Here is a 26,353-nt window from a genome sequence, read left to right on the forward strand (position 1 = left end):
AAAGCATTTATGGCTGGACGGGTAACCCTTACCTGCGGTTATATTCTAAAACGGGGAGCGACAGTGTGTCTTTGTTTCCCTTAAATGCGGGTACCGAATACCATGTTGGTCCGGCAAGCTTTAGCGCTGACGGGCAGCAGATGTATTTCACGCTGACACGGATCCCTGAGCATTTAGATTATACGAAGGTGAAGATCCTGAAAGGGAAACTGGCTACGGTGAACATCGAGATTTACAGCAGCAGGAAAGATGGATCAGGGAACTGGGGTACGGCAGTACCTTTTAGCTACAATAAAGTAAATGACTATTCGGTTGGGGACCCTTTTATCAGCTCAGACGGGCAGCGCCTGTACTTTAGCTCGAATATGCCTGGAGGTAAAGGAGGCACAGACCTTTATGTGAGCCAGCAAACCGATAAAGGGGACTGGGGACTTCCGGTTAACCTGAAAGAGGTGAATACGCCGGGGAATGAACGGAGTCCTTTTTTTGATGCAGACAATAACTTTTACTTCAGCAGTGATGGCAGAGTGGGTATGGGCGGACTGGATATCTTTAGTGCAAAGGTGATTGGGGGGAAGATTTCTGAACCACAAAACCTGGGTTATCCGGTGAACTCTCCCCAGGATGATTTTACTTTTAACTTGAATACGGCCGGCAGCGGTTACTTTTCTTCGAACCGGACAGATGGCTTGGGATCGGATGATATTTACAGCTTTACCCGGGAGCAGGTGCTGGCTTTTAGCTTAAGCGGGAAAGTGTACAACAAAGTTACGGGGCAGCCGCTTAGCGGGGCCATGGTTACGCTGAATAAAACGGGCGGTTCGGTGCTGAGGGTGGAAACGGATGAAACGGGTGCTTTTAAGTTTAAGCTGGAAAAGGCATCTGATTATGGGTTAACGGGTGAAAAGACAAACTTCAGGAGTGATGGTACGGATTTAACGACAAAAAACCTGACCAGCTCAGCAGAAATCAAAAAGGATCTGTACCTGGAACCTGTTGAGCTGAACAAAGCGATCAGGCTGGAGAACATTTATTATGATTTCGATAAATCGAACATTAGGGCGGATGCAGCTGTGGAGCTGGATAAGCTGGTGAAGATTATGCAGGATAACCCGACGATGTGGATTGAGCTGGGCTCTCATACCGACAGCAGGGGCAATGATGCTTATAATTTAGCTTTATCACAGCGAAGGGCAGAATCTGCGGTACAATACATCATTAGCCGGGGCATCAATAAAAACCGGATTGAGGCGAAAGGTTATGGAGAAACGAGATTACTGAACCGCTGTACCAACGGGGTTAAATGCACCCCTGCTGAACATCAGCTCAACAGAAGAACTGAGTTTAAAATAACTAAACAGTAGGTAAAATACTATTGAAGAGCAAAATAATCTGTCGGGAACAACGTATGCTGCTCCCGACAGATTTACAACACCGATCTCATGAATTTCCTTTGTAATTCTAATGTTTTATAAGTGTAATGATCATAAAAATCATTATTTTTAATTTTAAACTCTAAAAACATAATGATGCTTCTTTTAGTACCATGCCTTATTGCAGGATTGGCAGCCTTTTTTATTTCCTTCTTTACCTATAATAAATTACAGAAAGCGGCTAATGCTCATGCTTTGCTGATCACTATTATTACATTTATTGTAAGTTTCCTGCTTATTGGGTTTGCAATTTTTTGGCTGATATTAGCCAATGTCAGCTTTGAGCGATAAGGTTCTTCGCTTTCGTCTAATTAACCATTCTGCAAAAATTAAGTTGGGGATAAAGCCAAGCCATGCATTAATCATATATAAATGCAGGGGATCTATTGTTGCAAAACTTAAGAAAATAATTTTCCAGGCCCGCAGCGTAACAGCAGAAAGTGTAAGCGCATAACTCCTGATCATGTATTCTTTATGGCCTTTAATATTTCCTTTTTTAACTTCTATTAAGGCTTTCAGCGTAAACCAGAACCATAAACAATCCAGTATAATAAAAGCCGCTTTACCCGGAATTAAACCATTTGCATAAACAGCCATAATAAATGCTGCCGGAAAATTGACTAGTAAAATATCGATAATATATATTTTACCGATAATGCGATGCAGGGATCTGAACTTTTTTAAAATGGTGTTTGAAAACTGAGTAAAACCAGCAAGCAAGGCAAATATGATGGTAAATACATGAACATAGAAAGCAATTTTCCAGGGAAGGATATGAATATAATCCTGTTTAAATTGCAAAAAACCAATTGTATCCTCCATCGGGTAATACCGTACAATCCCTTTTAGCATTAAAAAGGTAGCCAGGCACAGCAACAAATAAATGCCTATATTTTTAACTATAAATTTTACGGTATTCAAAATTATATGGTTTGCAATATTTAATATGGATAAAAATATCAATAATAAATGCAGAATTTATCATTTTCACTCTGCAATGGAGAATGTATCTAAATAGAAATGAGATTGTGTTCTTCAGGTTCAATATTTTAGTTTTGCAGCACTAACAAAATAAATTTATGTCAAAAACAAAACTTACGATTAACAATAATGGATCGGTAAAAATTGAAGGTGATTTTGAGATCGTTGATCGCAATGGAGATACATATGGATTACAGGGAAGAACTGTTCTTTCGATTTGCAGATGTGGGCTTTCAAAAAACAAACCCTTTTGTGATGGTTCGCATAACGGACATTTTGAACATGAAGCAATCGCTTTTGACCTGCCTCCTAAAAAAGTTTAACAACAGATCAAACAATCCAATAATCCTCCGTTAATCAGGACGATTATTGGATTGTTTTTTTATTGGGCGTCGTAAATAATTACCCTTTCAAATAATCCGCGAAACTCATCCAAAAAAGCCTTGTGCAATGGATGTACCTGATAAACATCATGCGCAGCAAGGTCTTCAAAAAACAATACTAAACTAAACGTATAAGTAGTATCAACAACAGCACGCTCAATTGGTGCCGGGGTTCCGATGTGAAAAGTTTTAACTACTTCGATATTTTCAAGCGTTTGCAGACTGTTACGAAAAGCAATTTTTTGTTCTGTTGTAGTATCGGCTTTCAGCCAGAATAAAACGTGGTGTGAAATCATTTTTATTAATTTTTTTGCTAAATATAATCAAAGTATATAAGCGTGGGTGTTATACCCGAACCATTTTTCGGTAGGCCTTAGGGCTGTTTCCTTTTTGTTTTTTAAAGAACTTATTAAAATGGCTTTCATCTGTAAATCCGAATTCTCCGGCAATTTCATTTAACCGTTTATCGCTAAATTGCAAACGGTGCTCGATTAATCTCGTTTTGTAATTTGTGATGTATCGTTGAAGCGTTTCATTAGCATGTTTTTTAAAATAGCGACCAAAATAAGCCCCTGAAATATTAAAATGATTGCTGATTTTTTCAGCTTTTAGTTTTTCAGGATAATAAATATTGCTTTGGATGTATTGTAAAATATCCATCGCTTTTTCTTCGTTTCCCATATTCACCTGTTCAGGCAGATAGCGGGCAATGTTGCGGGCAACAATAATAATTAAGGTATTAACCAGTTGTTGCACCAATTCTTTGTTGTATAAATCTCTGTTGGTATACTCCCTAAGAATCGCATCAACCATTGGTTCTACCAAAGCTTTATCACTTTGATTTTTAAGAATACAGCCCGGTTTATGATTGGCATTATGCAGAATAAATTCTAAACGTTCAATGTTTTCTGCCAGTAAGCCACTATTTTTCAAATAAATATCGTTAAACCGAAGAAAGAAAAAAGTGGTTGTCGTTTCAATATCAAACGAATGGCAATCTTCAGGTGTTATTAAAAACATATGCCCGGCATGGTATTGGAAATTATTTTTATTGATGCATTGCTTACCGGTACCCGATTTAATGTAAATAAATTCAAAAAAACTGTGTTGATGTCCCTCCTTCGGACACTCATCCAGCGTTTTACTTACTATTGTAAATGGCTCGTATAAATTTTCTTTTAACATTAGCACAAAAATACCAAATTAAAGAAAAATTATACAACTAATTTTAGATTTATTGGTATAATTTTGACTTGTAATTAAAAAAGCAAAAAATGAAAGCAATTATTTTAAATGGATTTGGTGGAGTCGAAAACTTTGAAACCATCGATATAGAAATGCCTTCGGCAAGAGAAAATGAAGTGTTGGTACAGGTAAAATCAATTAGTATAAATCCTGTTGATGCCAAAACAAGAGTTGGAAAAGGCAGAGCAAGCTTCTATAAGGATGTCAATCCAATTATTTTAGGATGGGATGTTTCCGGTGTGGTGAAGGAAGTGGGTGCTAAAGTCACAAAATTTAAGAAAGGTGATGAGGTTTTTGGAATGATTGATTTTCCTGGGCAAGGAAAAGCTTATGCTGAATATGTAACTGCTCCAGCGGCGCATTTTGCACTCAAGCCTGGCAATATCACCCATGAAGAAGCCGCAGCAGCAACTTTAGCCGCACTAACCGCATATAAAGCTTTGGAATTGCTGGAACTTAAAAAAGGCGAAAAAATATTAATCCATGCTGCAGCCGGAGGTGTTGGGCATTATGCTGTACAAATGGCTAAGCATATTGGTGCACGGGTAACAGGCACAGCATCTGAAAAAAACAGAGCATTGGTTAAGGAATTAGGAGCAGATGAGTTTATAGACTATAAATCTCAGAAACTTGCAGAGGCGACTTCTGGTATTGACAAAGTACTGGATGCCATTGGTGGCGAAAACATTGATGAGTCATTAGAAGTTATGAAACCTGGCGGAATTATTCTGAGTATTCCAGCGGGCAAAAATGATCTGGTTGGAGAAAAAGCTGAGGCAAAAGGCATGAAAGGTTTTGTCATGATGGTTAATTCAAATGATCATCATATTGACGAAATTGCGTCCTACCTGGAAAAAAGAATTATAAAATCTGTGATTTACAAAACTTATTCTTTTAATCAGATACCTGAGGCACATTTACAAATTGAGAGTGGCACCACTGTGGGTAAAATTATTATAAATATCTAGTACTTTATTGCCTTTAAACCCGTTTTGTAATGTAAACGGGTTTAAAATATTTATTACAGTACATTAAAAAGCCGATCCATTACGTTTATGAATAATCTTGAAATCTATATCCCCCTCCCTGCCGATTATCTTCAAATTATTAAAGTGTGGGAAGCTTCAGTAAGGGCCACACATCATTTTTTAGCCGAAGAAGATATCCTCGATTACAAAAGTTTAATTTATAACGAATACCTGCACCAGGTTGATTTATATTGTGCTGTGGATGATAACCAGATTATTGCTTTTATGGGCATTAATGAAGATATGATCCAAATGCTTTTTGTACATCCTGATGCAAGAAGTAAAGGGGTTGGCAAAAAGTTAATCGAATTTGCAATCGATCAAAAAAATATAACAAAGGTTGATGTAAATGAGCAAAATGAGCAGGCCGTGGGCTTTTATGAACGAATGGGATTCTCTGTATCAGAAAGATCAGCATACGATGCATCCGGCAAACCTTATCCGGTTTTATCTATGGAACTGGTAAAACAACCATTCTTTATCAATTTTTAGATTACGCAAAACCTCGAAATAATGAATGAGAAATCCACATCCCTTTGGTAAGCTTAAAGTGTTAAACCAACTTAAGCATTTTACTATCTCAAAGAGTTTAGTTTCCTAAAGGAAAGCGACATTCTTTAGGAAAGCTTTGTAACTTTGCCTCATGAGAAAAGGCAGAGCACATTTGAGTAAAGAAGTCTGCACTGCAAATTTAAATGCAGTAAAGGATGCGCTTTATGTATTGAATGGTAAATGGAAACTTCCTTTGATTATTTCTTTGCAGGAAGGTCCAAAGCGTTTCAATGAAATCCAAAAATCGCTGGGAGAAATTACACCTAAAATTTTATCCAAAGAGTTAAAAGACCTGGAGTTAAACGAGTTTGTAATCCGCAGGGTGTTTTCTACTACGCCCGTTACCATAACCTACGAACTTACCCCTTACAGCCAAACCCTGGAAAAAGTTATTGACGAGTTGAGAAACTGGGGCTTACAACATCGCGAAAGATTGGTTGCCAACCGGCGAAACAAACCCATTGCAGATGAACCTGTTTTGGATGCAACTTAAACTCACCTTTCGGATTACTTAAAAGTTTAAATTCCTTATATACATGATTATCTGTAATATCGGCTATCTTTGAGGAAATTTAAAATCGATGGCGGTATTACATAAAAAAGAAGAAAAAATTCAGGCAGTGCTGGGTAGGTTGCCTAAAAAATATACACATGAACAATTTGTAGAGATGTTTATTAAAATTTACTCTAAAGATTGGGGTAAAATTAAATCGGCTTACATCAAACAATCGCAGGATAAAGAACCGGGAACAATTATTAACATGCCTAAACCGGATATTTATTTAAAACAAATTTTAACTTCTTATTTGCAACAGGTGGATGAGCCAAAAGCAGTAGTTAAAGAAGTTATTGCAGAACCGGTTGCTGAAGTTAAAAAAGCCAAAGCACCTGCAAAAAAGAAAATTGAGGTAACAAAAGAAGCATCTGTAGAGGTAAAAAAACCTAAGGCTGCAGTTAAGAAAAAAGCTGAAAAAAGAGGAAGTTATCAAAGCTGAATCAAAGAAAGCTAAAGCTCCCGCAAAAAAAACTGCTGAAAAAAAATAAAAATAATTGCGCCCGTATATACTAAATCGAATTTATAAGCGTCTATATATACGAGAGCGTTAATTTAGATGACGGGGATAGGTCGGTATGATTTATCCCCGTTCCTTTTTTAATCCAATTCTGATCTGAAACAGATCGCTCTAAACAAATCATAAATTTCTTATCTTCCCTTTTACCGTTGATACCGGACAATTAAAAGGCTTTAGCAAAGAGTATTTAGCTCAATTGGTAATTTCAATTTTAGGTAACCGGGAAGATTGCTTAAATTACATTGTCAAATCATCACTATAAATCATGTCGAATATCAAGCTCATAATAGAAGAAAGGCCAGCCAATATTGGCAATTTTATGGTTGGCCGCTTATTGCCTTTCAGAGAAAAAAGAATGGTTGGCCCGTTTTCTTTTATCGATCACATGGGACCGACAGCAATGAAAGACCATCAAAATCTTGATGTACCGCCACATCCGCATATTGGCTTGTCTACTTTAACTTTTCTTTTCGAAGGAGAAATTACCCACAAAGATAGTTTAGGCTCTGATGTGGTTATTAAACCCGGCCAGGTAAACTGGATGACTTCCGGAAAGGGTATTGTTCATTCTGAAAGAACACCGGAATATTTGCGGCATACAGATAAAATGCTCCATGGATTACAAATTTGGGTGGCATTGCCAAAAGATTTAGAACAGATGGAGCCTGCATTTTTTCATGCCGATGAAACCGATATTCCAAAATGGCAGCAGGATGGTGTCGACATTAAATTAATTGCAGGAGAAGCCTTTGGCAGAAAATCTCCTGTTCCGGTTTACAGTCCTTTATATTTTTTAGAGTTAAAAAGCAGTAAAAGACAAGCCATCAACATTGGTCACGATTTGTTCGGCGAAAGTGCCCTGTACATTTTAGAAGGTGCAATTGAAAGTGAGGGGTACGTTTATGAACCAAAACAAATTCTAATTGCTAATGATGCTAAGCTTTGCGCCTTTGAAATGCATGAAAATACAACAATCTACATTTTTGGCGGAGAACCTTTTCCTGAAGAACGGTTTATTTACTGGAATTTTGTGGCTTCGGATCGTGAATTAATTGAAAAGGCTAAAACCAAGTGGCTGGAACAAACTTTTGAGCCTGTACCTGGCGAAACTGATTTTGTTCCCCTGCCTGAACAGCATCCGCACCTCAAATAATTAAGCAATAAACATTTATCAACGGTATTCAGGCAATCTTTTATTTCTTAAACAAATTCATGTTTACAGAAACGGAAAGGCCTGTAGACGACAGTTTAGAATTACCATAACCAATTTCTGTTAAAGGTAACTTCACAAAAGGTTTAGCGCCAATACTAATCTTATCGTTAATTTTATGCTGAAACTCTACCCCTATGTTCGCCACTCCAAAATAATGCTGATTTTGATTCCTTACCTCATAAGATTTAGGCCCTGAATTATAGCCGTTATCAGCATTGTAAGAGTAACTGTATTTTTCTTTCAGCATTAAATAACTTGATAAACCTGTGCTTACTGTTATGGAATTCCTTTTATTTTCAAAAACCTTATAATTTACATTTAGGGGAATATCAATCACATCGCAATTTGCATGAATATTGGATGGCTGTTGCTTAAAAACATAGTTCGAATTAGGGTTGTATAAGTTAAAGTCAGAATCGTAAATCTTCTTTGCATAGGCTGCCCCTGTTGTTACACTTAACTTTTTAGTAAAGAAAACAGTCAATTCGGCGCCAATACCGCCACTTAAATTACTCCTGCCTGATGTTTGTACACTCGTTAAATCTGGTGCCGCCGAAATACTTAAGACGAATCTGGTTTTCTTTTTTAAAATAACTTCCGGATTATGTTTTTCAGTTGGCGTTTTAGTGCTTGCAGGATTTTTTTGTACAGTCCTGCTCAGATTAAGATTAAATATATGATCATTAGTCAGGTTTAAACTTTGAGCATTAGACAGCTGAGCCAGCTGGTTATTTTCTGAAAGCACACCTAACTGAGCATTGATTGGTTGCCCTGCATTTTTATAAATCTCTTGCTGTGTTTTTCCTTTTAATGGTTCTTTAACCACAAAATTCTCATTTTGGATTGAATGATTGGTTTTATCCGCGGTATCTTCAATTTGTTTCGGATGTGTTGTTGGCTTGTTTGAATGTTGTTTATTTTCTTTAGTCAGCCGACCCGAAGGATTAACATTTTGGTTTTTAGGTTTTTGAAATAAAAAAACGATTAATAAAAGCGCTGCGATCCCGCCAATTGCAGAGAACCATACAACAGGAATTATTTTCCTTTTCTCTTTTGGATGCATACGCTCTTCCAACGATTGCCAATCTGCTTCGTTAAAAGGAATATCCGGATGCTCCAATCCTTCCTTAAATAATTTATCTATATCGTTTCGCTCGTTCATTAGATGTTTGTATTTAATTTTAATTGTACCACTTCACCATTACTCAAATGCTGCTCAGCTATTTTTAGCATCTCCTGTAATTTTTGTCTTGCCTTAAATAAATTGGATTTTGAAGTACCGGCAGATATATTCAGCATTTGGCCAATTTCTTCATGTCCATATCCATCGATAGCATAAAGATTAAATACCGTACGGTACGCGGGAGATAAGTTTTGGATGAGTAAGAGCAGGTCATTATAAGCCAGTTTATCGTAAACCGTATTTTCCTGTATAATATCTTCGTGGTCGTTAATATCCAGGTGATCAGAAAACTTCAAATTAGCCCTATAATGATCGATCGCAGTATTCGTAATAATCCTTCCTAACCAGGGCTTAAAAGGCTTATTTTCTTCATATTTGGCAATATTGGTAAATACCTTAAAAAATCCATCGTTTAATATTCCTGACGCGTCAGACCGGTTATTTGCATAACGCAAACAAATGGCCATGGCAAAGCCATAGAAATGTTTATAAAGTGCCTGCTGACTCTCTCTTTCATTTCGTGTGCATCCTTGAATGTGCTGTAATATTATAGTTTCACCATCGCGATTAGTGGTCAACATGTTCTCCTTTCGAAACACATTACGGTTTAGAATTATAAAAGGTTGCCTGAATAAAAAATATTTTTTTTCGGATTGATCGGTTTAGTTTGACGATTCTCGTTTGATCAAATTTAAGCTAATAAAATTAAAAAAATGCAGGCAACCTATTTCAAAATGCAGACGTAATAGGGGCATAAACAGTTTTAAAACCGAAATAAAATCATGTTAGTCTACTTCAAAAAAAACTTATTGCCTGCGCTATGCCTGGCTTTAGTATTTACGGTTTCCTGCTCAAAAAAAAGTGCGATGGATCCCGAAACGCCAATTGTACCAACCCCTGAAAAAAAGGGCATTCAGCTGGCTACAGATGCCAAATTTGGAACAATCATCACTGATAAATCTGGTAAAACCCTTTATTTCTTCTCTTCTGATGCGGCCGGCATACCCACCTGCACAGGCGGTTGTGAAACCGTTTGGCCTTTATATTATTCTGCCGATTTAAGTAGCGACACCAGAGTAAATGCAAGCGAGGTTGGCGAAGTTACGCGTACCGATGGGCGTAAACAAAGTACTTACTGGGGTTACCCTTTATACTATTATCAAAACGATGCGGCTGCGGGTGATGTAAAAGGTGATGGTGTTGGCGGAATTTGGTTTGTTGCCAAGCCTGATTATTCATTAATGCTTGCCAATGCACAACTTGTAGGTGCCAATGGAAAATCTTATACCAGCACTTATGCAGAAGGTACCGGAAATACGAATTACTTTACCGATGCGCAAGGCAGAACACTGTATGCTTATGGACCCGACAAAAGCAATAAAAACACCTATACCAAACCCGATTTAAGCAACAATTCCATCTGGCCGGTTTACGAGGCAGAACTTAAAGAGCTGCCATCGGTCATTACCAAAGATCAAATTAGTGTGATTGATGTTTTTGGCAAAAAACAAATGACTTACAAGGGTTGGCCGCTTTATTACTTTGGCTCTGATACTAAAAGGGGCGATAATAAAGGCATCACCGTTGGCGGCATTGGCACCGTTTGGCCTGTACTTACACCAACGAGTATTGCAGCACCTGTAAATTAAATTCTTTATCTGGCAGGTAGGTTTGGGGGATTCTGATTTAGCAATCAGAAATTGAGAAAACCGGCATGATTATAAATCTGCCGGTTTTTATTTTATTGACCAAGCAAGGCTTCTCTGATTTTTGCAGCAGCTTCTGCCAGTTCTTCGGGTGTTGGACTTAGTTTTTCTTTACTAAAATTCATGTCACTCACATTATTCATCGGAATCAGGTGAATATGTGCATGTGGAACCTCTAAACCAATAACCGAAACGCCTATCTTTTTACAAGGAAAAGCAATTTTCAATCCTTTGGCTACAATTTTGGCAAACATCCATAATCCAACATATAAATCTTCTTCCATATCGAAAATATAATCTGTTTCGATCTTAGGAATAACCAGTACATGTCCGGCCGTTAAAGGCTGAACATCTAAAAAAGCTAAATATTCTACCGTTTCAGCCACTACATGAGCACTGATTTCGCCGGCAACAATTTTTGAAAATATAGTCATTTAAAGTGTAAGGTTAAAGGTATAAAGCTTAGGGTTTTCATAGCGAAGAGCAGCCCGTTAAGCCTTAAACTCTTCGCCTTTTACCTTATCTGGAGATTTCTAAAACTTCAAACTGCATTTTACCTGCAGGAACTTCAATTTCGGCAAATTCTCCAACCGATTTACCAAGTAAGCCTTGTGCAATAGGAGATTTCACCGATATTTTACCCGTTTTTAAATCGGCCTCTGTTTCAGCAACCAATTGATAGGTCATGGTAGCCCCGTTTTTAACATTTTTAATTTTCACTATTGATAATGCAAGTACTTTTGACGTATCCAGTTTAGATTCATCAATTAAACGTGCGTTAGCAAGTGTATTTTTCAACTTTGATATTTTAGCTTCATGCAAACCCTGCGCCTCTTTGGCTGCATCGTATTCTGCATTTTCCGATAAATCACCCTTATCTCTCGCCTCAGCAATTGCTTTAGATATTAGCTGACGGCCGGTGGTAGTTAAATAATGTACTTCCTCTTTTAGTTTATCTAAACCCTCTTGGGTATAGTATGTTACCTCTGTCATTGCTCAATTAATTTTTATGTAATCCTATAAAAAACAAACAAGACTACATCGGCTTTAGGCCTACATAGTCTTGCTTCAATTATAACGAAGATAAAATGCTGAAATTACAAAAGCAAATAAATAATCATGTTTTTAGGTTTATCTCCTGCTAAACCATCAAAAAGAAACAGATTTGAATCTTATTAAGACTAAACGGATAAGCATTTGAAAGGCGCGCTACCGCTTATTAAATAAACCCGACCAACAGCGGTATCCCCGATTCTTCACCTGGACTTAGCAAAGGGCGGGGCTTCCTGAAGCCAAAAGCCACAAACGTTAATTTCCAAATTGTTATTGTTAATCCAATATTTAGAAAAGCAGCGCCTGTAACCTTTTTAAAAATGTGCTCCTGCTAACGTTGCAAGTCCTCGCTACGCTGTGGGCTTTACACTGATATCAGGTTTATTAATTTAAGACAATGCAATAACTTTCGGCTTACAGTTTAAAACATTCGCTCATTTTTATTTAGCTTAGCTTTAAATTATTCACAAAAAAAATCATGAAGAAGTTATTCTCTCTATCGGTGGTTCTATTTTTAGCCAGCGGAAGCATCTTTGCTCAGTCACTCTACATGCCGCGAAACATTAAGGCTGCGTATGATAAAGGCACCCGGTCTTATGACGGGAAACCCGGTAAAAACTATTGGCAAAACCACGGCAAATATAATATGGAGCTTGCCGTTGATGCCGAAACCAAAATAGTAAGTGGTAAGGAAGAAATTGTATACAGCAATAACAGTACAGATACTTTAAGAAACCTGGCCATCCGTTTTGTAAACAACCTGCATAAACCAACTTCTCCTAGAGGTGGTGGCGTAAGTGAAGATTTTTTAAGCACAGGATTAAATATCCAGGCATTTTCTGTGGATGGCGAGGTATATAAAGTAGATAGTAAAAACTGGGGAACTGTTGGTAATGTAAAGCTAAAAAAACCTTTGGCTCCAGGCACAAAAATTACTGTAAAAATAGACTGGGATTATCCTTTATCAAAAGAAAGTGGTCGTGAGGGACAAATAGACCCTAATTCTTTTTATGCGGCCTATAGCTACCCACGCATTTCTGTTTATGATGATTACAACGGATGGGACAGAATTCCGCATACCGATAGGGCAGAGTTTTATAATGATTTCAACGATTATGTTTTCTCAGTTAAAGCACCTAAAAATTATGTTGTTTATGCCACCGGTGATTTTTTAAACCCTGATGAAGTTCTTCAACCGGAGATTTCTGCCCGTTTAAAAAAATCTTATTTAAGCGATGAGGTTATGCATATTGCCACTGAGCAAGAATTAAAAGATGGAAAAGTTACCCTGCAAAACGACTGGAATACCTGGAAATTTTCGGCTAACCACATTACCGATGTGTGCTTTGCGTTAAGTAATCATTATTTATGGGATGCAGCAAGTGTGGTTGTAGATTCAAAAACCAACCGCAGAGCGAGTGCACAAGCAGCTTACAATGGTGCTACAGGTAAAGATTTTATCAACTCTGTAAAAAATAACATCTATGCTTTAGCCTGGTTCTCAAACAACTGGCCTGGTGTTCCCTACCCATTCTCCAAAATGACTGCTTTTCAGGGATTTGCAGACATGGAATATCCAATGATGGTAAACGATTCTAACTTTGGCGATCCGGTGTTTGCGCAATTAGTACAGGATCATGAAGTGGCACATACCTATTTTCCATTTTACATGGGGATAAACGAAACCCGTTATGCGTACATGGATGAAGGTTGGGCAACAACTTTTGAATATTTAATTGGTATTGCAGAGCATGGTAAAGAGGCTGCGGATAAATTTTATAAATCTTTCAGGGTTAATCAATACATCAATGATAAATCTGCTGAAGAAGATCAGCCGGTTATTTCTATGTCTGATCAGGTTTCGGGTGCAGGTTATGGAAATAACTCTTATGGTAAAGCTTCGCTATCATATTTAGCCTTAAAAGATATGCTTGGAGATGATTTATTTAAAAAGGCTTTACACACTTATATGAACAACTGGAATGGGAAACATCCAATTCCATGGGATTATTTCAACTCAATGAATAGTGGTTCAGGCCAAAATTTGAACTGGTTTTTTAACAACTGGTTTTTCAGCAACAACTATATTGATTTAAAGTTAAACTATACTAAAATGAAAATGGCCAACTCTCCTGCTACGGTAGAAAATGTTGGTGGTTTTGCAATTCCTTTTGATCTGGTTATTACCTATGAAGATGGAAAATCAGACCGGATTCATTATACCCCGGCAATATGGAAGAACAATTTAAAAACAGCTTCAGTAGTGATTAAAAATAATGGGAAAGCGATGAAGAGTATTGCTATTGATGGAGGAATCTTTATGGATGCTACACCAAAAGACAATAGCTACGAGCTTAAATAATTTTAAAACTACTATTATTTCAGTTGACGGTTTTCAATATGAAGAACCGTCAACTGAAAATTATTAATTGAAAACGGTTAACTGTTTTCGGCCTTACAACTTGGTTCGTGTTTAACCGGAAAGTTAAGTGAATTAGCAATGAAACACATTTTATTGGCTTCATGGTGTAAAGCGTTAGCCAGTTCGTAATGCGCTTTATCTGCTATTAAAACCTCAGGATGTAAAGTAACCTCTTTAAATTTGCCACTTCCATCCGCCAATTCTTCCATAATGCCTGTTGCATCATCTTTATAATCAATTACTACAATTTCATTCTTCGAGCATAAATGCAAATACCATAGCATGTGGCAGCTCGATATAGAAGAAAGTAATAAATCTTCAGGATTGTATTTTGATTTATCTCCTAAAAAGGCTGAATCGGACGAACCTGAAATATCGGCTTTGCCATTAACAGAAATAATGTAATCGCGATCGTATGAACGGTAATCCATTGTGCCTGAACCTTTATTACCCGTCCAGGTTACAGTAGTTTTGTATAGATGATCTTTCGGCATGATATAATTAGTTAGAATTGTATAGCCAATTTAAGAAATTAAGCCCAAAATAGATAGAGAAATTTATGCATTAGATATTTTTCAGTTTCTCTGCCAGCACTTCCGAAATTTTGCGGTAAGAATCAAATGTCCAGCCGCCCAGATGTGGGGTTAAAATTACCTGATCATTTATTTTTAAGTCGTTATACCAGCTTTGTTCTCCAAGTGCTGGAAATTTTTCCGTTTCTAAAACATCTAAACCTGCGCCTAAAATTTTTCCTGATTTAAGGTTATTAAGTACTGCTGATGTATTAACAATTTCTCCCCTGGCCGTATTAATAAAGAAAATAGGTTTTTTAAAGTGGAAAAAATATTCATCTGTAACCATTTGCTTCGTTTCGGTAGTAAGTGGAATATGCAAACTTAATACATCACTATGTTTCACAATTTCTTCCATGCTTACCTCGCGGGCAAAAGCATCACTAAAACCGGTTTTATATTTATCATACGCCATAACATCAACCTCAAAACCAGCAAGTTTTTTAGCAAAACTCTGGCCCATAAAACCATAACCTATTATACCAACTTTTTTACCTTTAAGTTCGTAACCACGACTCCCTTCACGATCCCAAATGCCATTTCTGATCTCGATATCTGCTCTGCGAAAGTTATTCATTAATGATAAAAGCAAACCAACCGCATGTTCGCCAACGGCATCGCAATTGCCTTCGGGTGCATTAATTAATTGAATATTGCGTTCAAAAGCAATTTTATCATCGATATTATCCAAACCTGCACCTGCACGGGCAACAAACTTTAGATGAGGTGCGGCATTAAAAATTTCAGCGTCTATTCTAAATTTGGTTCTAACTGCAATACCAGCATAATCCTTTATTTTATCTAAAGTTTGCTGTCTGGTAATTAAAGGTTCGTCATCAACTTCGTAGCCCAGCGCTATGGCCTGCTCTTTAAAGGCAGGATGCAAATCATCAACAATTAATATTTTTTTACTCATGATAAGGCAAAAGTAACATTTACAAACAGCTTATTCTGGCAAAATTGTGTCATTATTCATTTGCTTTTCCAGGAAGATAAATATGTGATTATTAAGGCTTGAAATATTATTTATTCAGGTTTTAATACCCAACAAAAATATTACCCTGAAATTGCTGTAATAAAATAGTTACGGCAGTTTTTTTAAACTTCCAAGCCGTTACTTTGTCTCCCTTTACAAAAACACACAAATTTTTAATATTTAATGAGAATACTTCAATCAAAAACAATAAAAATATTCCTTCTTCTTTTTTGTATATCATTTAACTTACTGGCACAAACCGGCGGAAAAGCAAAAATTACCGGCACATTAAAAGACGCCCAAACACAGGAAACCATCCCGTTTGCATCGGCAATATTAATTAACAAAACCACAAAGGCCAATGTAAAAGTTGCACAAACGGATGTAAATGGTGCTTTTGTAATGGCTGACCTTCCGGCTGGAACATTTACTTTTAAAATTAGCTACGTTGGCTATCAAACCATGGTTAGAGATAATGTAGTCATTACCGCAAGTACAGGTACATTAAATTTTGGGGACATTAAAATGAATGCTTCAAAGGGAAATGTATTAAGTGAGGTTACCGTTACGGCGCAAAAGGCAACGATGCAAATGGGCATCGATAAAAAGGTTTTTTCGGTAGATCAGAGTTTAGTGAGTGAAGGCGGCTCGGCAGGAGATTTATTGCAAAATGTACCGTCAGTTTCTACTGATATCGATGGAAATGTAAGTCTGCGGGGTTCAACCGGTGTAAAAGTTTTAATTGATGGTAAACCTTCATTAATTGCAGGTGGAAATGTAGCGCAAATTCTTCAGTCTATTCCGGCAAGCTCCATAGAAAGTGTTGAAGTAATTACTAATCCATCAGCAAAATACGATGCAGAAGGTCAGTCGGGCATTATTAATATTGTATTAAAGAAAAATACTAAGCTGGGTTTTAATGGCTCCGCAGCGGTAACTGCCGGAAACCGTGATAATTATAATGCCAATACCAACCTGAGTTTTCAAAACAGTAAGGTAAATCTTTATGGAAATTATAGTTTTCGTTATGGCAATCGTGTTGGCGGTGGTTATCAGGATATTTTTTATAAAAAGCCAACAGATAGTACGGTATTTGCAAATCAAAATACAAGCTCTACTTCCTTAGATAAAGGGCATAATGTTAAAGCCGGATTAGACTATTACCTTACTCAAAAAAGTGTTATAAGCTTATCAGGCAGTTACAATTCCAGAGAGAATGATCGCGATGAGCTTACCGATATCAGGCAGTTAAACTCAAGCAGGAATCCTGTTTTAAACAGTTATACCAATAATAAAAATACGGGTGGAGGAAACAGTTATGATTTAAACCTGGATTTTAACCAGAAGCTTAAGAAACCCAAAGAAGAACTAACTTTTAATTTTGGTTATTCGCATGGCGACAATGACAATTTTCAAACTTACAACAGCAATGTCACTAATTTAAATGGAAATGCCGTAAACCTGAACCAGAGCTTGCAGCGCACCAACAATACCGGGAACAACACAAACTACAATATTCAGCTAGATTATAGCGTACCTGTAGGAAAGGCAGGTAAAGTTGAAGCCGGATACCGGAGCCAGATTCGTTTAGGTGACAACAGCCAGTATGCGGATTCCATTTTAAATGCAACTAATGTTTATGTACAAAACACTAAACTAACCAATGATTTTGAAAGTAAAGATCAGGTACATGCCTTGTATTTAAACTACCAAAACCAGATTAAAGATTTCGGCTACCAAATTGGTTTAAGAGCAGAAGATGCCCAACTAAACACTCATTTAAATGGCTATACCGGTAATGTATTAACCGGTACTGATGGTAAAATTGCTTATAAAAGATTGTACCCAAGTGTATTTTTAACTCAAAAATTAAAAGGCGATCAGCAAGTACAATTAAGTTATACACGACGTGTTAATCGCCCTCGGCCCTGGGATACAAACCCATTTTTAGATGTTTCTGACCGCTTAAACTATAGAGCTGGTAATCCGAATTTATTGCCGGAAGATGTGCACTCGTTTGAATTGGGTTACAGTAAATACTGGAAAAAAATAACACTAACTTCCAGTTTATATTTCCGACAAACCAATGATGTGATTCAAAGAGTAAGAAGCATTCCTGTAAACGGAATCTTTACCACAACGCCTCAAAATTTAAGCCATCAGATTAATAGTGGTTTAGAATTAATTGGCCGGTTTGATCTAATTAAAACACTAAGTTTTACAACCAATGTTAACGTATATCAAAGCAAATTTGCTGGTGATGCCCGATACAACATTCCAAACAGCAGTGGTTTTAGCTGGAATGCAAACCTGACCGGAAACCTGACTGTGGCTAAAAATGTTTCCCTTCAAATGCGTGGAGATTACAGAGCTGCAGAAGTAATGGCTCAGGGTAAACGTAATGCAATGTATGGAATAGATGGTGGTGCCAAATACGATTTTCCTAATAAAAAAGCTTCGCTTAGCTTTAATGTGAGAGACATTTTTAATAGCCGAAAATGGAGCATGACTACAGATGATGATTATACCAATGTAGATTTTGCCCGCCGCATGCAGGGTACAATGGGAAACTTAACATTCTCATACCGTTTCGGGAAAAGTACATTTAACTTTAAGAAAACTAAAAAAACAGACGATCAGCAGGATAACAGACCTGATGAAGGTTCATTCTAATTTTTACCAGGCCGCTTAAATTTATTTTAAGTGGCCTTTTTAATTATTATTAAACTTTGAAAACAACACTGCTTTATATCTTACTCTTTTCCTTGATCCTGTTGGGCAGCTCATTTGCCCCTGCCGCTGAAAAAGGTACAATTAGTGGAAGAGTAATTGAAGAAGTGGGTGGATTGTCTATCCCGTCGGCTGTAATTTCTGTTTATACTGAAGGGTCCGAGCAAGCCATACATACATCCGCAACGGATGAAAATGGTTTTTTTAGCATTAAAAACCTAAAAGCCGGGAATTATAAAATAAAGATAAGTTTTGTGGGTTATGCCCCGCTTATTGTGAATGGAATTACCATCACCGAAAAAGATTACGATAAAAACCTGGGAAACTTAAAGTTAAGTTCGGAGCAAAACTCGTTGCAGGAAGTAACCATAACCGTGCAAAAACCAGCAATAGAATTTGGAGCAGACGGGGTAACTTATAATGTAGGCTCCACTCTTTTGGCAGAAGGAAGTACAGCAAACGACCTGCTCAAAAATGTTCCTATGGTTCAGGTTGATATTGATGGCAATGCAACGATAGCCGGAAAGAAAAGTACCCGTATTTTTATTGACGGCAAGCCATCTGATTACATGACTTCAAACATAGCCGACCTGCTGAATGTTTTACCTTCGGATGCAATTGAAAAGATAGAGGTTTTAACCAATCCACCTGTAAAATATAGTGGTGATGGTGAAGGAATCATCAATATTGTGATGAAAAAAGGTTTCAAAATTGGTTTTAATGGCAATATTGGAGTAGCAGCAGGTTTGCAGGGAAATGGCAATACCAATGCAAATGCTTCTTATCGGGGCAAATCTTTCTCTGTAAATGGTAGTGGAGCCTATCGGTTTAATACAGGCAAAGGAAATAATCATAATTACCGGGAGAATTTCTTTCCGGATACAACGTTTTACTACGATCAGTATGGCCGGTATAAAAATAAAAACAAAGGTTCAAATTTTAGATTAGGCCTTGACTGGGACATTACACCAAAACAAAACCTGCGTTTATCAACCAATTACAACCATAATAACTCAACAACAAACTCCAGTAATGAGTTACATTATCTAAATGAATCCTTACTGGAAAAAAGATTACGCAATCAGCTAAATACAGGTGATGGGAGCAGCAATAACTTTGTTTTTAATGCCGATTATAACTTACAAACAGATACCAGCGGAGGTAAACTAAGTGTTGGTTTAACTTTCAACACAAGTGGCAATATTGATCAGAGATTGTACAGTACAACCTACGTTCCTTTGGCCACATCAGTGCCTACGCTGCAGCAAAACAATAATGATGTTGGAAATCAGGGTTTAAACTTTAACCTGGATTACGATAAGCCTGTTTTTAAAAAGCGGGATCGTCTTGAACTTGGACTGGCCTATAATTACAGAAAAAACGATAATGATTTGTTGGTAGAGAATTTCAATTTCAATACGCAGCAATTTATAACCAATGCAAAATTAACCAATCAGTTTTTTTATAAGGAGAATATCTTTTCCGGTTATGCATCATATAATTACCGCAACAACGGTTGGGGTGTAAAAACAGGTCTCAGAGCCGAGCTGACTAACGTAAATTTTGATCTTTCTACAGGGCAAAATTACCACGTTAACCCCTACTTAAGTTTATTTCCTAATCTTTCTTTAAACCGCTTTTTCCGGAAAAGATATAACTTCGGTGCAACATACAGCATTCGTATAAACAGACCGAGAGAAAATGCACTCAACCCACAAGTCAACAATGTAGATACCTTAAATATTTCCTACGGAAATCCAAATTTATCCCCTTCTTATACCCATCAAATGGATATTAGTTTTGGTGCTTTTGGGCAAAAGTGGTCTTTTACGCCAAGACTTTCTTATTCGACCAGCAGAGGAGTGATTGAGCGGTACCGAACAGTAACACTTACGCCAGGAACTAATGTTGCCCGATCTGAAACAACATTTGATAATGTGGGCACTAATAATTCTTTGGCTTTAATCTTAATCGGAAATTACCGGCCAACCAATAAAATTTCGACCAACGGAAATTTCAGTGTGATCCAGAGTAATTACACCTCAAAAATAAACAATTCGCTAAACCGGGATGGAATTAGTGTAAGAGGAAGCCTTGGATTTTCGATGCAGTTGCCCTATAAAACAGCCTTTGAATCTAACCTGAATTATGCCAACAATGCCAATGCACAGGGCAGAAATAAAGGTTCTGCAACAACAAGTTTTTCTGCCCGCAAAATGTTTTTCTCTAACAGGTTAAATTTCAGGGTAACCGTAAATGATATTTTTGGCGACAGAAGTAATACTTTTTTTAATGAAGGTGAAAATTTCAGACTGGAAAACATCTCTACGAACAATACGCAAAACGTTACTTTTAGTTTGAACTACCGTTTTACCAAAGTCGCAAAAACCAAAATTCCACCACCACTAGTTCACTAAGCTTCGGCCATATTTTATATATTGCGGCATGGAAGAAATTAATCCTTGGCAAACTTTATCAAGCGAAATTAAATACGATAACAATTGGATAAAGCTTACCGAGCATCAGGTAATAAACCCATCCGGAGGCAAAGGTATTTACGGAGAAATTCATTTTAAAAACTATGCCATAGGCATTTTGCCACTTGACGGAAATTATAATACCTGGCTGGTTGGACAGTACCGGTATCCTTTAAAAGCCTATAGCTGGGAAATTCCTGAGGGTGGCGGTCCGTTAAATGAAGATCCGCTGGAGAGTGCAAGGAGAGAATTACTGGAAGAAACCGGATTAAGTGCCAAAAACTGGAAAGAAATTCAACGCCTGCATTTATCAAACTCGGTGAGCGATGAATTATCCATTTTATATATAGCCACAGATTTGATTGAGGGTATAGCCATGCCTGAAGAAACGGAACAACTTATTGTAAAGAAAATCCCTTTTGAGGAAGCTTATCAAATGGTTTTAAAAGGAGAAATTACAGACTCGATGAGTGTTGCTGCAATTTTAAAGGCAAAGCTGATGATTTTAAACGGTGATTTGTAATTCTTACATTTGCCAAATTTCAATACAAAAATGAGCAAGTTTTTCGGATACATTTTAAGCCCAGTATTTTATTTCTTTTTTGGATTAACACTTTGCGTCTTTCACCCAATACAATGGATTTGTCATAAGTTTTTTGGCTACAAAGCGCATAAGGTTTCCGTTGATGTGCTTAATTTTTTCCTTACTTATTGCCAAATTTTTCTCCTGAATTCGGTTAGCTTTAAAAACGAACACGATTTACCGACTGACAGACCAATCATATTTGCGGCCAATCACCAAAGCATGTACGATATTCCCTCATTAATTTGGTTTTTACGTAAACATCATGCAAAATTCATTTCCAAAATAGAATTAACCAAAGGCATTCCTTCTATTTCGATAAACCTTAGATTGGGTGGCGGGGCAAATATTGACCGGAAAGATAATAAACAGGCCATTTCGGAAATTATCAAGCTGGGCAGAAGAATGAAGGACAACAACTGGAGCGCTGTGATTTTTCCGGAGGGTACCAGAGCTAAAGATGGAAAATTAAAAACCTTTCAGTTTGGTGGTATAGCAACTTTATTAAAAACAGCGCCGAACGCACTTGTTGTACCCGTTGCTATTGAAAATTCGTGGAAAATCGTTCGCTTCGGAATGTTTCCACTCACTACAGGTCATGCTTTAAGATGGACGGTTTTAAAACCAATAGAGCCTGCTGATCAATCGGCTAATGAGATTACATTAGAAATTGAAACAGCAATCAGAAAAATTCTGAATCAGCCATTAAGTTAACTCTTACACTATTCTTATTATCTGAATCGGATATCCTTAACTTCGCCTTTTCGATCAGATATTTTTATTGCCAATTACTTTAAAAAACTCATCACGATATGTATCGCCTACCGGGATAATTTTATTGTTAATGGTAATGCGGCTTCTTTCTATACTTTCTATTTTATCAACGGCTACAATATAAGATTTGTGAACACGGATAAACTGCCGCTGAGGTAAAGCCTCTTCCATTTTTTTCATGCTCTGTAGCGTAATAATGCGCTCATCTTTAGTAAAAATGGAGATATAATCTTTTAAGCCTTCAATGTATAAAATGTCGTGCAGATAGATTTTTTGTATTTTATGTTCTGTTTTTACGAAGATAAAATCCTGAACCGGGTTTGCTGAACCAGAAAAAGGAGCAGGTGTAATAATAGGTTGTGCCGGACTTGCAGCGACTTCAACAGGTTTAAATTGATTGTGTACCTTTTCTACTGCTTTATAAAAACGATCAAAGGCAATCGGTTTTAATAAATAATCGGATACGTTAAGATCGTAGCTTTCCAGTGCATATTCAGGATAGGCAGTGGTTAAAATATAATGACATTTATTTCCGGCAATTTTTAAAAACTGTATCCCGGTTAATTCTGGCATTTGTATATCCAGAAAAACCAAATCTACTCCCCCGGCCTGTACAACCTGTAAAGCTTCAATAGGATTTTCACATCGCTTAACCATTGTTAAAAATGGTACTTTAGAAATATAATCTTCTAAAATATCAAGCGCTAAAGGCTCATCATCAACAACAATACAGTTTAGGTTCATTTAAGGAAAGTTTTATGGTCAGTTTTATATAGTGATTGTTAATTAAATATCAATCATCAGTTCACAGTTGTAATGCGTAGCCGAATTTACAACATTTAATTTATATCTGTCCGGATATATCAGTTGTAATCTTCGTTCTACATTAGGTAAACCTACGCCACCTTGCGCATCTTTATTTTGCTGGTTCTTCTTATTAATCACGCTAAAGTGCAAAATTTTCTGGTTGGCAATAATATTTATTTTAATCGGTTCTTCCGGATCGTTAACAACACCATGTTTAAAAGCATTTTCAACAAAAGAGATCAACATTAAAGGCACAATCTTCTGATCGTCAATTTCGCCGTTAAGATTCATTTCTACATAAGCGCCATCTTTGAATCTTATTTTTTGAAGCTCAATATAACTTTTTAAATAATCTACCTCTTTACTCAAAGAAACCGTTGGGGTATTACTTTCATAAATCATGTACCGCATAATTTCCGAGAGCTTCATAATGGCATCAGCGGTTTTATCAGATTTCTGATAAGCCAAAGAGTAGATATTATTAAGTGAATTGAATAAAAAGTGTGGGTTTAGCTGAGATTTCAGGAACTGCAGTTCCATTTCGCGGCGTTCAGATTCCAGGTTGCGCTGTATTCGCTCACTGTTAAACCAATCTATAGTAAATTTTATAATGCAACTCGAAACTAAAAAGAAACCACAAATAAATACCTGAGCAAAATAATAGGTAGTTACTGTGAGCTCTGGCTTCTTACTATTTTTTAAATTAACAAAAACATGATCTCTAAATAATATTGTTAATGTTGTTTTAAGTAAAGGAACTAAGCCGAGTAGTACGATAAAAATAAGTACATAAATAAAATAACGTTTCTTTTTCTCCACAAGCTGTGGGATGAGAATAATATAATTAATATAAAATAAAGAGATATTAATTATTCCGAATATAACTGTACCATAAAAAAAATCTTTAACATTAAATTTCTCTTCATCAAGGAAAATTCCTATGATGATCAATAACAGCATTACACTCCAGAATAAACCGTGGAGCAGTAGTACTCCCCTATTTTTTTTCATGCTTCCAAAATAGCTAAACTTTCAAAATAAAGATAAAACAATCTACCAACTGGCTTTTTTTTTCTACGAACGGTCCATCTGGCGAAATTTATCGACAAACGCCAAAAATGTCTGTTGATCTAGATTCTTTAACACTTGGTATAATAGATTTTAGCAGCTTGATTTTCTTGTCTTTCTTTGAATCATCAAAACAAAACGACATGAAAAAGTTAGCTAATACCTCGCCATTTTTACTTTTATTATTACCTGTATTTATGATGATTGTTTTAACCTTAACAATCAATACAAATCAAAATAATGATGGAGAAATCGTTGTGAAACCAGCAAAAACTTCAGGCGCTATAGTGAAACAGGCAACAGCCATTTTCAAATAGAACCCATGAATAATTACGCGATCGAAACGGTTGGTTTAAATTTTAATTTTGATAACCAACCCATTATTAAAGATTTATCACTTCAGGTTCCTACAGGAAGCATATATGGTTTTTTAGGGCCAAATGGAGCGGGTAAAACAACGACTATTAAAATATTACTAAACCTGTTAAAATCGCCTTCCGATCAGGTTTTTATTTTTGGCAAAGAAATCAATCATAACCGTATCGCCATATTAAAAAGAGTTGGCGCACTGGTAGAACAACCTGCTATATACGGGCATTTAAGTGGTAAAGAGAATTTAAACAACCGCTGTCTTTTATTGGGTATAAAAAAAACCAAAACGGATGAAATGTTAGCGCTTGTTGGTCTAACAGAAGCCGCTAATAAAAAAGCCTCTAAATATTCTTTGGGTATGAAGCAGCGTTTGGGCATTGCCCTTGCACTGGTTTCTGATCCTGAGTTACTACTTTTAGATGAGCCCACCAACGGACTTGATCCAAATGGCATTATCGAAATTAGAAATTTAATGCTCGATCTTGCAACCAATCATGGCAAAACCATTTTGGTATCCAGCCATTTACTGGCAGAAATTGAGCGTACAGCAACACATGTAGGCATCATTAACAGAGGCAAGCTTTTATTTCAGGGCACCATTGATGAACTTCATCAGCTGAGCAAACCTATGCTTGAAATTGAGGTTGACCGCATAGAAAATGCATCCGAATTTTTAAAAAATGCTGGCTACAGTATTACAGCGCAAACTGAAAAAAGAATTACGATTCCCTTTACAAATGCAAAAGACAGTGGCATTTTAAACAGCCTGTTAATTCAAAATGGTTTTACGGTTAGCAGTCTGTATCAGCAAAGAAAAGATCTTGAAAATTTATTTTTAGACATTACCAAAAACAACTAATTATGCGCTCACTCTACATCTCTCTTTTCTCCGAATTTTACAAATCAAGAAAAACCCTGGCCTTTTGGGCAGCCATAATTTTACCTGTTGTTATTTGTGGTTTAATCACTTTTGGTTTTTACAGCAGCTCAGAAAAAATATTGGCCATGCATTACCCTCCCATGCTTTTATGGCTGCGTTACATTGGGGCCGCTTTAGGTGTAATGGGCGTTCTTATTTTACCTTTTTATGTCATTTTCATGGCCTTCTCGGTTAACAATATTGAACATAAAAACGATACCTGGAAAACATTATTTGCACAGCCCTTAAACAAATTCTCCATCTACACAGCAAAATATCTTTATGCTGTAATCCTCATATTTATCTGTCTTTTTCTATTTGCTGTTTTAACCTTAGCATTCGGACATTTATTACAGGTTCTGGTTCCAAAATATAATTTAAATGAATTTGACCCATCTGTTTTGTTGATCAAATTTTATTTTAAACTGTTTCTTTCTTCACTGGGCATATTGTCTATTCAGTTTATTCTGAGCCTGGTTTGGGCAGACTTTCTAAAACCAATGGGCATTGGCTTTGTCGGAACAATTATGGGCATTATAACGGCTAATGTTAGCTGGAAATATGCTTACCTTATTCCGTACAGTCATCCATCTTTAGTGTTAAGCAGCAGCACTGCTGTAAAGAAGTTAAAAAACCCTGCCGACTTTGAAATTTTTACGCAAGAGGTTTGGACCAGCTTAATCTTTGCTGTTGTACTCTTTATTATCGGTTATTTTATTGCATCCAGAAAAAGTATAAAATAAAAGATTGAAAAAATGAATTTCCAATCTTTCACGGCAAATCCGTTCCATTTATTTGGATCG

At 36.7% G+C, this 26,353-nt stretch carries 27 protein-coding genes; 16 read left to right on the forward strand and 11 right to left on the reverse strand.

Translation table 11 applies throughout. From position 1 onward, the window contains the following. On the forward strand, positions 1-1,364 hold a 1,364-nt coding region (locus O0955_RS17725; protein ID WP_269428900.1), incomplete at its 5' end, for an OmpA family protein. Positions 1,365-1,697: 333 nt separating this feature from the next. Here the strand turns inward: O0955_RS17725 and O0955_RS17730 are convergent. Next, a complete protein-coding gene (locus tag O0955_RS17730) occupies positions 1,698-2,354 on the reverse strand; it encodes a DUF2306 domain-containing protein (RefSeq protein WP_269428901.1) in 657 nt (218 codons plus the stop codon). A 158-nt stretch (positions 2,355-2,512) separates the two neighbouring features. Here O0955_RS17730 and O0955_RS17735 point away from each other — a divergent pair, with 158 nt between their 5' ends. Beyond that, complete coding sequence (locus O0955_RS17735; RefSeq protein ID WP_136839296.1) at positions 2,513-2,737, forward strand: CDGSH iron-sulfur domain-containing protein; 225 nt, start codon at positions 2,513-2,515, stop codon at positions 2,735-2,737. Positions 2,738-2,796: 59 nt separating this feature from the next. Here the strand turns inward: O0955_RS17735 and O0955_RS17740 are convergent, their stop codons facing one another. Beyond that, a complete protein-coding gene (locus tag O0955_RS17740; RefSeq protein WP_269428902.1) occupies positions 2,797-3,093 on the reverse strand; it encodes a Dabb family protein in 297 nt (98 codons plus the stop codon). Between the two features lie 49 nt (positions 3,094-3,142). Then, positions 3,143-3,982 (reverse strand): AraC family transcriptional regulator, encoded by an 840-nt coding sequence (locus O0955_RS17745; RefSeq protein WP_269428903.1) that lies wholly within the window; start codon positions 3,980-3,982, stop codon positions 3,143-3,145. Positions 3,983-4,071: 89 nt separating this feature from the next. Here O0955_RS17745 and O0955_RS17750 point away from each other — a divergent pair, with 89 nt between their 5' ends. The 5 genes from O0955_RS17750 (at position 4,072) to O0955_RS17770 (ending at position 7,848) form a co-directional block, all read left to right on the forward strand. Further along, positions 4,072-5,010 (forward strand): NADP-dependent oxidoreductase, encoded by a 939-nt coding sequence (locus tag O0955_RS17750; RefSeq protein ID WP_269428904.1) that lies wholly within the window; start codon positions 4,072-4,074, stop codon positions 5,008-5,010. Between the two features lie 87 nt (positions 5,011-5,097). Further along, positions 5,098-5,562: an acetyltransferase gene (locus O0955_RS17755; protein WP_269428905.1), complete on the forward strand. Its 465-nt coding sequence runs from the start codon at positions 5,098-5,100 to the stop codon at positions 5,560-5,562. 151 nt (positions 5,563-5,713) lie between these two features. Beyond that, positions 5,714-6,115 (forward strand): winged helix-turn-helix transcriptional regulator, encoded by a 402-nt coding sequence (locus tag O0955_RS17760; RefSeq protein WP_269428906.1) that lies wholly within the window; start codon positions 5,714-5,716, stop codon positions 6,113-6,115. Positions 6,116-6,203: 88 nt separating this feature from the next. Continuing rightward, positions 6,204-6,617 carry a hypothetical protein gene (locus O0955_RS17765; protein WP_269428907.1) on the forward strand — a complete coding sequence of 138 codons (414 nt, stop codon included), beginning with the start codon at positions 6,204-6,206 and terminating at the stop codon, positions 6,615-6,617. Between the two features lie 343 nt (positions 6,618-6,960). Then, entirely contained in the window at positions 6,961-7,848 is an 888-nt protein-coding gene (locus O0955_RS17770) for a pirin family protein (RefSeq protein ID WP_269428908.1), read from the forward strand. Between the two features lie 40 nt (positions 7,849-7,888). Here the strand turns inward: O0955_RS17770 and O0955_RS17775 are convergent, their stop codons facing one another. Both O0955_RS17775 and O0955_RS17780 read right to left on the reverse strand, forming a co-directional pair. Beyond that, positions 7,889-9,070: a porin family protein gene (locus O0955_RS17775; protein ID WP_269428909.1), complete on the reverse strand. Its 1,182-nt coding sequence runs from the start codon at positions 9,068-9,070 to the stop codon at positions 7,889-7,891. Then, positions 9,070-9,672 carry an RNA polymerase sigma factor gene (locus O0955_RS17780; protein WP_269428910.1) on the reverse strand — a complete coding sequence of 201 codons (603 nt, stop codon included), beginning with the start codon at positions 9,670-9,672 and terminating at the stop codon, positions 9,070-9,072. Before O0955_RS17780 ends, O0955_RS17775 begins: the two co-directional genes overlap by 1 nt. Before the next feature lie 201 nt (positions 9,673-9,873). On the opposite strand from O0955_RS17780, the gene O0955_RS17785 reads away from it, so the two are divergent. Then, a complete protein-coding gene (locus O0955_RS17785) occupies positions 9,874-10,740 on the forward strand; it encodes a hypothetical protein (protein WP_269428911.1) in 867 nt (288 codons plus the stop codon). A gap of 92 nt (positions 10,741-10,832) precedes the next feature. On the opposite strand, the gene O0955_RS17790 is transcribed toward O0955_RS17785, so the two are convergent. Together O0955_RS17790 and greA are read right to left on the reverse strand one after the other, a co-directional pair. Further along, positions 10,833-11,231, reverse strand: coding sequence for an HIT family protein (locus O0955_RS17790; RefSeq protein ID WP_269428912.1), 399 nt, complete (start codon positions 11,229-11,231; stop codon positions 10,833-10,835). Positions 11,232-11,316: 85 nt separating this feature from the next. Beyond that, positions 11,317-11,790, reverse strand: coding sequence for a transcription elongation factor GreA (gene greA, locus O0955_RS17795; protein ID WP_269428913.1), 474 nt, complete (start codon positions 11,788-11,790; stop codon positions 11,317-11,319). A gap of 538 nt (positions 11,791-12,328) precedes the next feature. Between greA and O0955_RS17800 the strand changes: the two genes are divergently transcribed. Further along, complete coding sequence (locus tag O0955_RS17800) at positions 12,329-14,212, forward strand: M1 family metallopeptidase (protein WP_269428914.1); 1,884 nt, start codon at positions 12,329-12,331, stop codon at positions 14,210-14,212. A 77-nt stretch (positions 14,213-14,289) separates the two neighbouring features. Here the strand turns inward: O0955_RS17800 and O0955_RS17805 are convergent, their stop codons facing one another. Next, positions 14,290-14,766, reverse strand: coding sequence for an OsmC family protein (locus tag O0955_RS17805; RefSeq protein ID WP_269428915.1), 477 nt, complete (start codon positions 14,764-14,766; stop codon positions 14,290-14,292). Positions 14,767-14,836: 70 nt separating this feature from the next. Continuing rightward, positions 14,837-15,760, reverse strand: coding sequence for an NAD(P)-dependent oxidoreductase (locus tag O0955_RS17810; protein WP_269428916.1), 924 nt, complete (start codon positions 15,758-15,760; stop codon positions 14,837-14,839). A 243-nt stretch (positions 15,761-16,003) separates the two neighbouring features. Between O0955_RS17810 and O0955_RS17815 the strand changes: the two genes are divergently transcribed. From O0955_RS17815 to O0955_RS17830, 4 genes are read left to right on the forward strand one after another with little or no spacing between them, the layout of a single operon-like run. Next, positions 16,004-18,493, forward strand: coding sequence for a TonB-dependent receptor (locus tag O0955_RS17815; protein ID WP_269428917.1), 2,490 nt, complete (start codon positions 16,004-16,006; stop codon positions 18,491-18,493). A 56-nt stretch (positions 18,494-18,549) separates the two neighbouring features. After that, entirely contained in the window at positions 18,550-20,967 is a 2,418-nt protein-coding gene (locus O0955_RS17820) for a TonB-dependent receptor (RefSeq protein ID WP_269428918.1), read from the forward strand. Between the two features lie 28 nt (positions 20,968-20,995). Further along, the gene (locus O0955_RS17825) at positions 20,996-21,550 is read left to right on the forward strand and encodes an NUDIX domain-containing protein (protein ID WP_269428919.1); all 555 of its coding nucleotides are present in this window, start codon (positions 20,996-20,998) and stop codon (positions 21,548-21,550) included. Positions 21,551-21,580: 30 nt separating this feature from the next. After that, on the forward strand, positions 21,581-22,324 hold the full coding sequence (locus O0955_RS17830) for a lysophospholipid acyltransferase family protein (protein WP_269428920.1): 744 nt from the start codon (positions 21,581-21,583) through the stop codon (positions 22,322-22,324). A 54-nt stretch (positions 22,325-22,378) separates the two neighbouring features. On the opposite strand, the gene O0955_RS17835 is transcribed toward O0955_RS17830, so the two are convergent. Both O0955_RS17835 and O0955_RS17840 read right to left on the reverse strand, forming a co-directional pair. Beyond that, a complete protein-coding gene (locus O0955_RS17835; protein WP_269428921.1) occupies positions 22,379-23,128 on the reverse strand; it encodes a LytR/AlgR family response regulator transcription factor in 750 nt (249 codons plus the stop codon). 42 nt (positions 23,129-23,170) lie between these two features. After that, positions 23,171-24,202, reverse strand: coding sequence for a sensor histidine kinase (locus tag O0955_RS17840; protein WP_269428922.1), 1,032 nt, complete (start codon positions 24,200-24,202; stop codon positions 23,171-23,173). Between the two features lie 200 nt (positions 24,203-24,402). On the opposite strand from O0955_RS17840, the gene O0955_RS17845 reads away from it, so the two are divergent. From O0955_RS17845 to O0955_RS17855, 3 genes are read left to right on the forward strand one after another with little or no spacing between them, the layout of a single operon-like run. Further along, a complete protein-coding gene (locus tag O0955_RS17845) occupies positions 24,403-24,576 on the forward strand; it encodes a hypothetical protein (RefSeq protein ID WP_269428923.1) in 174 nt (57 codons plus the stop codon). A gap of 5 nt (positions 24,577-24,581) precedes the next feature. Beyond that, positions 24,582-25,490 carry an ABC transporter ATP-binding protein gene (locus tag O0955_RS17850; RefSeq protein ID WP_269428924.1) on the forward strand — a complete coding sequence of 303 codons (909 nt, stop codon included), beginning with the start codon at positions 24,582-24,584 and terminating at the stop codon, positions 25,488-25,490. Between the two features lie 2 nt (positions 25,491-25,492). Then, entirely contained in the window at positions 25,493-26,293 is an 801-nt protein-coding gene (locus O0955_RS17855; RefSeq protein ID WP_269428925.1) for an ABC transporter permease, read from the forward strand. Positions 26,294-26,353 lie beyond the last annotated feature (60 nt).

The organism is Pedobacter punctiformis (genome assembly GCF_027213715.1).
GTDB classification, from domain to species: domain Bacteria; phylum Bacteroidota; class Bacteroidia; order Sphingobacteriales; family Sphingobacteriaceae; genus Pedobacter; species Pedobacter punctiformis.

Bases quoted from the DNA above. Each gene is read 5' to 3' on its own strand.
- O0955_RS17735 (WP_136839296.1), top strand. From the start codon at position 2,513: ATGTCAAAAACAAAACTTACGATTAACAATAATGGATCGGTAAAAATT.
- O0955_RS17740 (WP_269428902.1), bottom strand. From the start codon at position 3,093: ATGATTTCACACCACGTTTTATTCTGGCTGAAAGCCGATACTACAACA.
- O0955_RS17745 (WP_269428903.1), bottom strand. From the start codon at position 3,982: ATGTTAAAAGAAAATTTATACGAGCCATTTACAATAGTAAGTAAAACG.
- O0955_RS17750 (WP_269428904.1), top strand. From the start codon at position 4,072: ATGAAAGCAATTATTTTAAATGGATTTGGTGGAGTCGAAAACTTTGAA.
- O0955_RS17755 (WP_269428905.1), top strand. From the start codon at position 5,098: ATGAATAATCTTGAAATCTATATCCCCCTCCCTGCCGATTATCTTCAA.
- O0955_RS17760 (WP_269428906.1), top strand. From the start codon at position 5,714: ATGAGAAAAGGCAGAGCACATTTGAGTAAAGAAGTCTGCACTGCAAAT.
- O0955_RS17765 (WP_269428907.1), top strand. From the start codon at position 6,204: ATGGCGGTATTACATAAAAAAGAAGAAAAAATTCAGGCAGTGCTGGGT.
- O0955_RS17770 (WP_269428908.1), top strand. From the start codon at position 6,961: ATGTCGAATATCAAGCTCATAATAGAAGAAAGGCCAGCCAATATTGGC.
- O0955_RS17775 (WP_269428909.1), bottom strand. From the start codon at position 9,070: ATGAACGAGCGAAACGATATAGATAAATTATTTAAGGAAGGATTGGAG.
- O0955_RS17780 (WP_269428910.1), bottom strand. From the start codon at position 9,672: ATGTTGACCACTAATCGCGATGGTGAAACTATAATATTACAGCACATT.
- O0955_RS17785 (WP_269428911.1), top strand. From the start codon at position 9,874: ATGTTAGTCTACTTCAAAAAAAACTTATTGCCTGCGCTATGCCTGGCT.
- O0955_RS17790 (WP_269428912.1), bottom strand. From the start codon at position 11,231: ATGACTATATTTTCAAAAATTGTTGCCGGCGAAATCAGTGCTCATGTA.
- greA (WP_269428913.1), bottom strand. From the start codon at position 11,790: ATGACAGAGGTAACATACTATACCCAAGAGGGTTTAGATAAACTAAAA.
- O0955_RS17800 (WP_269428914.1), top strand. From the start codon at position 12,329: ATGAAGAAGTTATTCTCTCTATCGGTGGTTCTATTTTTAGCCAGCGGA.
- O0955_RS17805 (WP_269428915.1), bottom strand. From the start codon at position 14,766: ATGCCGAAAGATCATCTATACAAAACTACTGTAACCTGGACGGGTAAT.
- O0955_RS17810 (WP_269428916.1), bottom strand. From the start codon at position 15,760: ATGAGTAAAAAAATATTAATTGTTGATGATTTGCATCCTGCCTTTAAA.
- O0955_RS17815 (WP_269428917.1), top strand. From the start codon at position 16,004: ATGAGAATACTTCAATCAAAAACAATAAAAATATTCCTTCTTCTTTTT.
- O0955_RS17825 (WP_269428919.1), top strand. From the start codon at position 20,996: ATGGAAGAAATTAATCCTTGGCAAACTTTATCAAGCGAAATTAAATAC.
- O0955_RS17830 (WP_269428920.1), top strand. From the start codon at position 21,581: ATGAGCAAGTTTTTCGGATACATTTTAAGCCCAGTATTTTATTTCTTT.
- O0955_RS17835 (WP_269428921.1), bottom strand. From the start codon at position 23,128: ATGAACCTAAACTGTATTGTTGTTGATGATGAGCCTTTAGCGCTTGAT.
- O0955_RS17840 (WP_269428922.1), bottom strand. From the start codon at position 24,202: ATGAAAAAAAATAGGGGAGTACTACTGCTCCACGGTTTATTCTGGAGT.
- O0955_RS17845 (WP_269428923.1), top strand. From the start codon at position 24,403: ATGAAAAAGTTAGCTAATACCTCGCCATTTTTACTTTTATTATTACCT.
- O0955_RS17850 (WP_269428924.1), top strand. From the start codon at position 24,582: ATGAATAATTACGCGATCGAAACGGTTGGTTTAAATTTTAATTTTGAT.
- O0955_RS17855 (WP_269428925.1), top strand. From the start codon at position 25,493: ATGCGCTCACTCTACATCTCTCTTTTCTCCGAATTTTACAAATCAAGA.